Raw genomic sequence first — 10,384 nt, 5'->3', positions numbered from 1 at the left:
ACGGCGTAACGAACAATTTGATTATTACTGGTGAAAATAAAATCAACGCATACCATTTATCAAATTTATAGAGATAAACGCTAAAAAAGTTAACTGAACTTTATTAATATTCAATTTGGCTTTATATAAAGAGGTATATCAGGAAAAAGTGCTAAAAATGAATAAATGATAATAAAGGCATTTTTTGTGGCATTTAAAAAGTTTAAGAATTGTCTGCTAAGCAAAATAAGCGTTAACACTTAGCTAGATTGATTAAAAAATTAACAACAAAAAATAGGCTTAATATTGTAAGAAAAAATCCCATACTTTTAATGGAGTACGGGATAAGAAAATCATCAGTGAATAGTGCCTACCAAGGTAATTTCTTTTCCCAATCAGGAGAAAAACCAGCACAGGCAGCTGCAATTTTTAGGTATTCAGCGTAGCTTTCTGCCAATAAAATCGGTGGGATATTTTTAATAGCTAATTTATGTCTATCTAATCCACTTTGGCGACCTTTTTCAAAAACTAACTCTAATAGCGCGACAGTAACATTGTCTTCTGGCACACAATTACCACTGAAGTTGATAATGACACTGAGATCTAAGCCAGAAAAATATTTGTAATAACAGTTATAAAATCCAGCATCTTCTACCGAACCACGTTGATAGCCTAATTTTGTCATGGCACCCCTCAAGGTATAGGCATCCGTTAACCAACCTTTTTTCTCTGCGATCTGAGTTTGCTTGTCTTCTAAGATTGGTGTGTCATGCTCTATCTGGGAAAATAAAAACGCCATTTTGTAATCTTTAAAATGTGCTAACCAAGCATGTTTTTCATCTTCATTTAAAAGTACGCGGTGTGCTAAGCGAAGAGATGAATTACTTTGTAAGGTAATTTCTTCATCTTCGATATTTAATAAAGCACCATCATTTGAAGGGCGAAATGTATTAATGACTTTGTCATCTTTAATTTCTTGCCAAATTAATCGCTCCATTAATTTATGCATAATCGGATTAGTTTGAAGAAATTCTTGCCAGTCAGCACTTAACCATTGGCGTTGAACACACATCGCTTCGTACAAGCGTAATGTCTGAGATTCAATAATCTGCTTTAACTCTTTTTTACTTGATGTGAAGTATTTTTTGGTCTCTTTAATCAGTGTGCTGTCATCATTAACACGAGGTGCTGGTAATGCTTTTATTACTTTGCCCTCGGTATTAAATAAGACAAATTGCAGTTTATCGTTAATTTTTGCAGTGAATGAGCGTTCACCATAATCTAAAGTCAGTACGCCTGAATCATCAAGTCCTGCTGTTGGTATGGTTCTATCTGCCAGTTCATCTTCAGTCCAATTATTACGTTGCGCTATCTGGGTAATTAATTGTCGAGCTTTAGCTTGAATAGATGCGGCACGATAACGACGTGAAATAGAGAGTAAAAATTGAATAATAAGTGGGTCATTACTTCCACCAATAGCATCAATCATTGCTTCTATTTGTGCTCGGCGCTCGTAGTGGTCTCGCATATAATTTCGCAATAAAGGTACAGCAATATAACCTTCAATAGCAAAAATAAGCCCTAACATACCTTTTTCTTTAATGGCTGACATAGGAGCAGAATAAGATAATCCTGAACTTAGATAAACTTTGTCTTCTGATGGTGTATCAACATCTTGAGTAATAAATTTAATTAACAAAAATTGGGCAAGATCTTGTTGGCTTTTTAGAGAAAGCAAACTGATATAACGATGTAATAGTGTGTTACCTGCCGGAAGTTTTAATTTTACCGCTAACACTATCCACCATTGAATAATTCTGGGTTCAACGACTTTATCATTTTTCCAAGTGAGTTGAGGAACGGCATTAAAATCAAACCAAGATAAATTATCAGGGATCTTATTTTTTAAGCCAATTTCAGCTTCTGCAAATAAGGTAAGAGGATCGAGAAAGTCTGAAATATCTTCACCAAAATGTTCTAGAGCAGTAATTAAAAGTGTGCGAACAACTTCGTCATTTTCTGTTTTTAATAAGGTGATTAGTGCTGGAACAGCATCATGATTATTGAGTTCAGTTAGCCAATTTATTGCAATCACTCGAGCATTCTTTTTCTTTGATGTCAGACCTTCTTGAATAAATAAGTGAGGCTCAGGAAGTTTTTCAATAAGCTCTTGTGCATCAAAGCGATAAATTTGTATATCACCTAAAGCGAGTTGTAATATTTTAGGAATAAATTGTGATGGAATAACAGGGTAGGTTTTTAATACACGAATTGCATTATCAAGGCTAAAAAAGTCATTATTAGTATTACTTTGACTAGGAATAAGTTGTAAGGCTTCTGCGAGATATTCGGGATGTTGGTAATAAAAAGGCCAGATTTGCTCTGGTTTTGATAAATCCTCAATACCATATTGTCCAAGAAAAAAACTAGCGATAATGCGTGCTGGATCAGAATAATTTCGCTGAATTAAGATCTCTTCAATATGACGTAATTCAATATGCTCGAAAATATGCTTGGTGTTATAGTGATTAATCGCATAACTCGACATATATTGAGGTTTAAGATAATCATCTATTGAGCGAATAAGATGAAAAATCGTGAATTCAGGTAAGTTTGTAATAATATTTTCATACTTAATAATTTCACGATCTAATTCATTGAGTGAGCCTTTAGGCGAATTAAGCTGATTTAAAATATTTTTCAGGCTGATTTCATTGTATTGAGACAATTCTTCATAAGACTCTTGTGCTTTTTTATGAACAAATGAAGAGTGCTTATTCCAATTTTTCTCATTAATTGCCTTTTGCTTCATCTCTTTTAATAATTCTTTATATGAGTGAACAATGTGCTCATAAATATTATCAGGTAAGAGAGTGTCTTTAAGTTGAGTTAATTTAGGCAATTCAAGTGGATAATGATTATTTTCGTTATTATATAGGGCTAATTTTTTTTCAAGATTTTTTTGAGCAACACTTATTCCATTTGACATATTTTATCCTTATTTATTTTTCATTTTTAACTCTACACCTCCTGATTTTATATAAAAAGAGCAAAATAAAAAGAGCTCACATTAAATATAAGGAGCTCTTTTAGGTTTATTATTTTGTCGTTTGACGAGAAAAAGAGAGCAGCAATGAACTTAGACTACAAATCAGTAAAGTAATTGCTAAGCTTTGTCCCCATCCTGCAAGTGCAAGCCCACCACCAATTAACAAATAGTAGAACAAGCCTAATAATGCACCCGCAGTACCTAATCTGTCTTTATATTGTGCTAATGCTGTGGCTAAGATATTTGGAATAGCAATGCCATAAGCAACAACACTCGTCATCATTGGAATAATAAAGCTAATGTGGTTACGTAATAAATAAACACCTACGGCGCTAACTAATGCAATAAAACTCGCGAGTAAAACTAGTTTTCCACATTGCCAATGATGGTTTAATAGTGCTTTATTAATATAAGAGCCAATACCGACACCTATTGCTAATACAATACCGCTATAACCAAAGATACTTGCACTATAACCTTGTTTATCAAACATAAAAGGTGCTAACTGATAATAGGCAAAAAGGCTGATATTAAAAAAGGCTATTAATAATACTGTTTTGGCAATTTGCTTATCCTTAAGCATTTTTATTGCAGTTTCTCCTAATGGTGCTGTTTTTATTGTTTCAGGGCGACTTTCAGGTAAAGCAAAAGTACTCCATAACAGTAAAATTACAGCAAGAAGGGCAAGACCACTAAACACACCTTGGTAACCAGCATAACTCACTAATAATGAGCCACTTAACATACCAATTGCTGGGCTTAGGGCGATTGCCGCTCCCATCACTGAGAAAACTTTAGCCAGTTCATCGCCACTATATACATCACGCATAATGGTTTGTGTGCCTACTGAGCCTACCGCCGCACCAAAAGCAGAAAGCATACGCAATCCAAGTAATACTGAAAAATCTTGTGTCATAAAAACGCCAAGACAAGCAACAGCATAAATAAGCAATCCAGCTAACATTGTCGGACGACGGCCAATGACATCACATAATCGACCCCATATAATGACGCCCAATGCAAACGCAAAGAAATAGAGCGAAAGTGTTTGCCCAGCTTTATTTGCACTGACATGAAAGCCATTTGCAATATCAGTAAGTGCTGGGCTATAAATGGTTTCTGCAATTTGTGGAAACATCATTAACGCAATTGCTAACCATAAAGAGAGTTTTTTGTTCATCTTTTTTTCCTACATCCTTAAATCTTGATGAACAGAATACAGAGATAATGAGTGTCTCGTTATAAACATAAAGACATATTATTTTTCAAATAGGACAAGTGATGGCTTGGCTTAATCAATACGACCACTTTGTGCCAGAAGAGCATCTTGCATCAGTCGTTGGTATTGCAGCAGAAATGGGAAAGCACGACTCAGGGCTTCATTCTCATGATAGAGGGCAGTTATTATTTACGCAGTCAGGGTGTATGCGAATTACTTTGGCTTCTCGTGTTTCTGTATTACCTCCCATGAGGATTGCGTGGATACCTCCAAGACTTGAACATCGAGTCGAAATGTATGCCTCTGTTGGATATCGTTCTGTTTATATTAGTGATAAATTCCATGATAATTTTCCAAGTGAGAGCGAGATCTTAACGATTTCACCTCTTTTACGAGAAATATTAGAACGAATTTCTATTGCTGATTTTGATACTCAATGGGATGAAGGGCGCTACGCAAATTTATTGGCCGTTTTTTTTGATGAAATCGCCCAAGCACCGCGGCAAACCAATCATTTATTTATGCCTAAAGATAGACGGTTAAGTCGTTTATCCTTTGATGATTTACCGCCAGCATTACAAGAAATGGCAAAGTATGTAGGGGCGAGTGAAAAAACGATCACACGCTTATTTTACAAAGAGACGGGGCTGAGTTATCAACAATGGCGTCAACAGTGGCGATTAATGAAAGCCATTGAATTATTAGCTACCCATCATCGCTATATTGATATTAGCCAGATATTAGGATTTGCCAGTGACAGTGCCTTTATTACCTTTTTCAAAAAAATGACAGGGCAAACACCACAAGAATATTTGAAAAGCTGATTGAATTTTATCGATAATTTTAAAACATAAAGCCCCGACTTAAACGGGGCTTAGCAAGATAAATAATTAATAAAAATCAATTATTTCTTTTTAATTTCACTTTTAAAATCACGCGCATCATAACCGGTATAAAGCTGACGAGGACGCGCAATTTTTAGACCATCTTCGTGCATTTCATTCCAGTGAGCAATCCAGCCAATTGTACGTGCAATAGCAAAAATAACAGTAAACATATTGGACGGAATACCTAACGCTTTCAGGATAATACCAGAGTAGAAGTCAACGTTAGGGTACAGTTTTTTCTCAATAAAGTACGGGTCATTTAGAGCAATACGTTCTAATTCCATTGCCACTTCAAGCAGGCTGTCATTGAGGTTTAATTCTTTTAACACTTCATGACAGGTTTCACGCATTACCGTTGCACGAGGATCGTAGTTTTTGTAAACACGGTGACCAAAGCCCATTAAACGGAAGGAATCATTTTTATCTTTTGCACGTTTAATAAATTCCGGAATGTGTTCAACCGTTTTGATCTCTTCCAGCATACGTAGACAAGCTTCGTTAGCACCACCGTGAGCTGGTCCCCAAAGTGACGCGATACCTGCTGCGATACAGGCAAATGGGTTTGCACCAGAAGAGCCCGCAGTACGCACCGTTGAGGTTGACGCATTTTGTTCGTGATCAGCATGAAGGATGAAAATTCTATCCATTGCGCGTTCAAGTACTGGGTTAACGACATACTCTTCACATGGTGTTGCAAACATCATATGCAAGAAGTTACCTGCATAGGAGAGGTCATTTCTTGGGTAAACGAAAGGTTGACCAATCGAGTATTTGTAACACATCGCTGCCACTGTTGGCATTTTTGATAGTAGGCGATATGCCGTGATATCGCGGTGAACAGGATTACTAACATCCAATGCATCGTGATAGAACGCAGCTAAAGCCCCTGTAACACCACACAGTACTGCCATTGGGTGTGAGTCACGACGGAAGCCATTGAACAGTCGGGTAATTTGTTCATGGATCATGGTGTGACGAGTTACTGTGGTTTTAAAATTGTCGTATTGTTCTTGGGTCGGTGCTTCACCGTACAGCAGGATATAACAGACTTCCAAGTATGTTGATTCAGTCGCTAATTGCCCGATAGGGAAACCACGGTGAAGTAAGATACCGTTATCACCATCAATAAAAGTGATTTTTGACTCACAAGAGGCGGTTGAGGTAAAGCCGGGATCATAGGTGTAATAACCTTTGGAGCCGAGAGTACGAATATCAATAACTTTGGAACCGAGTGTAGGGGATAGAACGTCCAAGTCTACAGATGTTTCAGCAATCGTTAGCTTAGCTTTGTTATCAGCCATTTATAATCTCCTTAGCGCTTATATGTCTCCTAACAAAGTCGAGGGTATCTTCATAAAGATGCACTTCGATAGTGAAACTATAGTTGATGTAAGGTACCCAGCCGAGTTTTATTTAATGCCCGTAATGTCTAGGTCTATAGTGTGTCACTTATGTTAAGGAGCTTTTGATGTTATGTTTTTTTAGGTGCTTTTTTATGCAATGCACTTAGAATTAGTACTGCTATCACTTTTACATAAGTTTGAGGTTTCTGGAAGCGTGTTTGCGCACAAAAAAAACATAAACATTAAAATAATGCAGTAAATGTAATAAAAATGTTGTGTATGTGTCAAAAATGATAATCATTTTTGCATCAGATGTATTAAATAGTGATCCCTCTCACTGTTCGAGGCAAATGTCGGGCACACAAGTTGTGTGGTAATTGTAATAAGTTTGTGAAGCACTTATACTGCGCGCAGGTCTCCGGAACCGTTGTTGTATGGAGAACCAGCGTAACGAATCCACACTTTTTGTAAAATAGACGGATTTAACATTTTACTTAAAATGTGCCTTTGTACCCCATTCGCTGTTTGATTTCCATCCAGGTCCGGAGGAAGGAAAAATTATAAAAGCTGTGTGGGCATAAATTGTGAAAAAACAAAGACCTGTCAATCTGGATTTACAGACGATACAGTTTCCACTCCCTGCTATCGCATCGATCTTGCATCGTGTCTCTGGGGTTATCATGTTAGTCGCAGTTGGCATCTTACTGTGGTTACTTGGCACCTCTCTCTCCTCTCCTGAAGGATTTCAGCAAGCTGCTGAAATTATGACTGGCTTCTTCGCAAAATTTATTTTGTGGGGCATCCTAACGGCATTGGCGTATCACATTTGTGGTGGTATTCGTCATATGTTAATGGACTTCGGCTTTATTGATGAAACCTTGATTGTAGGTCGCAATTCAGCGGCAGCATCAATGGTTATTACAGTGATTTTATCAATATTGGCGGGGGTATTAGTATGGTAAGTAATTCTTCTACTTTAGGTCGTACTGGCATACAGGATTGGTTATTCCTTCGTGCCTCAGCCATTATTATCGTTTTATATGTTCTTTATCTTGTGGGATTTATTGCTACAACAGAAATAACCTATGAGGTATGGCGCGGATTCTTTAGCTCATCCTTAACCAAAGTGTTCACCATCTTGACCTTGCTTTCGATTCTTATTCACGCGTGGATCGGAATGTGGCAAGTGTTAACGGATTATATTAAACCGCTGGCATTACGCCTGACTTTACAACTGATTATTGTTGTTGCGCTGTTGGTTTATCTTATTTATGGAACAATTGTGGTGTGGGGTGTGTAATGAATCTGCCAGTAAGAGAGTTTGATGCTGTTGTTATTGGTGCGGGTGGTGCAGGTATGCGTGCCGCTTTACAGATTTCTCAAATGGGTCTGTCTTGTGCACTGATTTCTAAAGTTTTTCCTACTCGTTCTCATACTGTTTCCGCTCAAGGTGGTATTACTGTTGCACTAGGTAATACCCATGAGGATAACTGGGAATGGCACATGTACGATACGGTAAAAGGTTCCGACTATATTGGTGACCAAGACGCTATCGAATATATGTGTAAAACCGGCCCTGAAGCAATTTTAGAGCTGGAACATATGGGACTTCCATTTTCTCGTCTAGATGATGGCCGTATTTATCAACGTCCATTTGGTGGTCAGTCAAAAAACTTTGGTGGTGAACAAGCTGCACGTACAGCTGCCGCCGCTGACCGTACTGGGCATGCATTATTACATACCCTCTACCAGCAAAATTTAAAAAATCACACAACCATCTTTTCAGAGTGGTATTCACTGGATCTAGTGAAAAATCAAGATGGCGATATTGTCGGTTGTACTGCAATTTGCATCGAAACGGGTGAAGTCGTTTATTTCAAAGCAAACGCGACAATTTTAGCGACTGGTGGTGCAGGTCGTATTTACCAGTCAACCACAAATGCGCATATCAACACCGGTGATGGTGTAGGTATGGCGGTTCGCGCAGGTGTTCCTCTGCAAGATATGGAAATGTGGCAATTCCACCCAACTGGTATTGCAGGTGCGGGTGTGTTGGTGACAGAAGGTTGTCGTGGTGAAGGCGGATATCTGTTGAATAAAGACGGTGAGCGCTTTATGGAACGTTATGCACCAAACGCCAAAGACCTTGCTGGTCGTGATGTGGTTGCACGTTCAATCATGATTGAAATTCGTGAAGGTCGTGGTTGTGATGGCCCTTGGGGTCCTCATGCGAAATTGAAACTAGACCATCTGGGTAAAGAGGTTCTTGAGTCTCGTTTACCGGGTATTCTTGATCTTTCCCGTACTTTCGCACACGTTGACCCAGTTAAAGAACCAATTCCTGTTATACCTACTTGTCACTATATGATGGGGGGTATTCCAACAAAAGTAACGGGTCAAGCTATTCGTGTGAACGAGAAAGGCGAAGATGTTGTTATTCCTGGATTGTTCGCAGTCGGTGAAATTGCTTGTGTATCTGTTCATGGTGCAAACCGCTTAGGTGGTAACTCATTGTTAGACCTCGTTGTATTTGGTCGTTCAGCAGGGGTTCACTTAAAAGAGTCACTGATGGAACAAGGCACTATGCGTGATGCGAGCGGTTCTGATGTTGAAGCAGCATTGACACGCTTAAATCGCTGGGAAAACAACCGTTCTGGTGAAGATCCAGTTGAAATCCGTAAAGCTCTGCAATCTTGTATGCAACATAACTTCTCGGTATTCCGTGAAGGCGATGCAATGGCAAAAGGCTTAGAAGAACTGAAAGTTATTCGTGAGCGCTTACAAAATGCACGACTAGATGATAATTCAAGTGAGTTTAATACACAGCGTATTGAATGCTTAGAATTAGACAACCTGATGGAAACTGCTTATGCCACTGCGGTGTCTGCTAACTTCCGTACAGAAAGTCGTGGAGCTCATAGCCGTTTCGATTTCCCAGAGCGTGATGATGCGAACTGGTTATGCCATACATTATATCAACCGCAAACCGAAACAATGACACGACGTGAAGTCAATATGCAGCCGAAACTGCGTGAAGCCTTCCCACCAAAAGTGCGTACATATTAATTAGCGGTGTTATTGAAGTTGCGGAGACTTAAATATGAAACTTGAATTTTCGATTTATCGTTACAATCCCGACGTTGATAATGCGCCGCATATGCAAGATTACACCCTCGAAGTTCCTGAAGGGCGTGACATGATGCTATTGGATGCATTAATTCAATTAAAGGAAAAAGATCCTACCTTATCGTTCCGTCGTTCTTGTCGTGAAGGTGTTTGCGGCTCTGATGGCGTGAACATGAATGGTAAAAATGGTTTGGCTTGTATCACACCTATTTCATCTTTACAGAAAGGAAGTAAGAAAATTGTGATCAGACCGTTACCCGGTTTACCAGTAATTCGTGATTTAATAGTGGATATGACTCAGTTCTATACACAGTATGAGAAAATTCGTCCGTATTTAATTAATAATGGCAAAAATCCTCCTGCTCGTGAGAACTTACAGTCACCAGAACAGCGTGAAAAGCTTGATGGACTTTACGATTGTATCCTTTGTGCTTGTTGTTCAACCTCTTGCCCGTCATTCTGGTGGAATCCAGATAAGTTTATCGGGCCAGCTGGATTGTTAGCGGCTTATCGTTTCTTGATTGATAGTCGTGATACAGAGACTGAATCTCGTCTTGATGATCTTAACGATGCGTTCAGTGTGTTCCGTTGTCATGGCATCATGAACTGTGTCAGCGTATGTCCTAAAGGACTCAATCCGACAAAAGCGATTGGTCATATTAAGTCAATGTTGTTAAAACGTAGTGCATAAAATAATAACCGCCCTAAAATAGTTAGGGCGGTTAATGGAAAAACTAAGTTAGACGTTTGCGGTAAAAATAGTAAGGCACCTTTAAACACT

The 10,384-nt window shown here is 38.5% G+C and carries 8 protein-coding genes; 5 read left to right on the top strand and 3 right to left on the bottom strand.

What is annotated here, in order from left to right; translation table 11 throughout:
• Positions 1 to 349: 349 nt before the first annotated feature.
• Positions 350 to 2,968 (bottom strand): DUF4132 domain-containing protein, encoded by a 2,619-nt coding sequence (locus tag AB4J89_RS07950; protein ID WP_368468842.1) that lies wholly within the window; start codon positions 2,966 to 2,968, stop codon positions 350 to 352.
• A 109-nt stretch (positions 2,969 to 3,077) separates the two neighbouring features.
• Positions 3,078 to 4,208, bottom strand: a complete 1,131-nt coding sequence (locus AB4J89_RS07945) for a multidrug effflux MFS transporter (protein ID WP_311755113.1) — start codon at positions 4,206 to 4,208, stop codon at positions 3,078 to 3,080.
• A 101-nt stretch (positions 4,209 to 4,309) separates the two neighbouring features.
• On the opposite strand from AB4J89_RS07945, the gene AB4J89_RS07940 reads away from it, so the two are divergent.
• A complete protein-coding gene (locus tag AB4J89_RS07940; RefSeq protein WP_368468840.1) occupies positions 4,310 to 5,071 on the top strand; it encodes a helix-turn-helix transcriptional regulator in 762 nt (253 codons plus the stop codon).
• 80 nt (positions 5,072 to 5,151) lie between these two features.
• On the opposite strand, the gene AB4J89_RS07935 is transcribed toward AB4J89_RS07940, so the two are convergent.
• Complete coding sequence (locus AB4J89_RS07935) at positions 5,152 to 6,435, bottom strand: citrate synthase (protein ID WP_088493417.1); 1,284 nt, start codon at positions 6,433 to 6,435, stop codon at positions 5,152 to 5,154.
• 623 nt (positions 6,436 to 7,058) lie between these two features.
• Between AB4J89_RS07935 and sdhC the strand changes: the two genes are divergently transcribed.
• The 4 genes from sdhC to AB4J89_RS07915 are packed head-to-tail and all read left to right on the top strand — an operon-like array spanning position 7,059 to position 10,294.
• A complete protein-coding gene (gene sdhC / locus AB4J89_RS07930; protein ID WP_129586864.1) occupies positions 7,059 to 7,439 on the top strand; it encodes a succinate dehydrogenase cytochrome b556 subunit in 381 nt (126 codons plus the stop codon).
• Complete coding sequence (gene sdhD, locus AB4J89_RS07925; protein ID WP_006537664.1) at positions 7,433 to 7,777, top strand: succinate dehydrogenase membrane anchor subunit; 345 nt, start codon at positions 7,433 to 7,435, stop codon at positions 7,775 to 7,777. The genes sdhC and sdhD overlap by 7 nt, the downstream gene beginning before the upstream one ends.
• Positions 7,777 to 9,543, top strand: coding sequence for a succinate dehydrogenase flavoprotein subunit (gene sdhA / locus AB4J89_RS07920; RefSeq protein WP_088493415.1), 1,767 nt, complete (start codon positions 7,777 to 7,779; stop codon positions 9,541 to 9,543). The genes sdhD and sdhA overlap by 1 nt, the downstream gene beginning before the upstream one ends.
• Positions 9,544 to 9,577: 34 nt before the next feature.
• Complete coding sequence (locus AB4J89_RS07915) at positions 9,578 to 10,294, top strand: succinate dehydrogenase iron-sulfur subunit (RefSeq protein WP_006537662.1); 717 nt, start codon at positions 9,578 to 9,580, stop codon at positions 10,292 to 10,294.
• Positions 10,295 to 10,384 lie beyond the last annotated feature (90 nt).

This window comes from Proteus sp. STS61-E, assembly GCF_040932335.1.
Taxonomy (GTDB): domain Bacteria; phylum Pseudomonadota; class Gammaproteobacteria; order Enterobacterales; family Enterobacteriaceae; genus Proteus; species Proteus mirabilis_B.
Note: the sequence above shows the minus strand (reverse complement) of the source record. Positions and strands in the feature narration are given on the sequence as shown.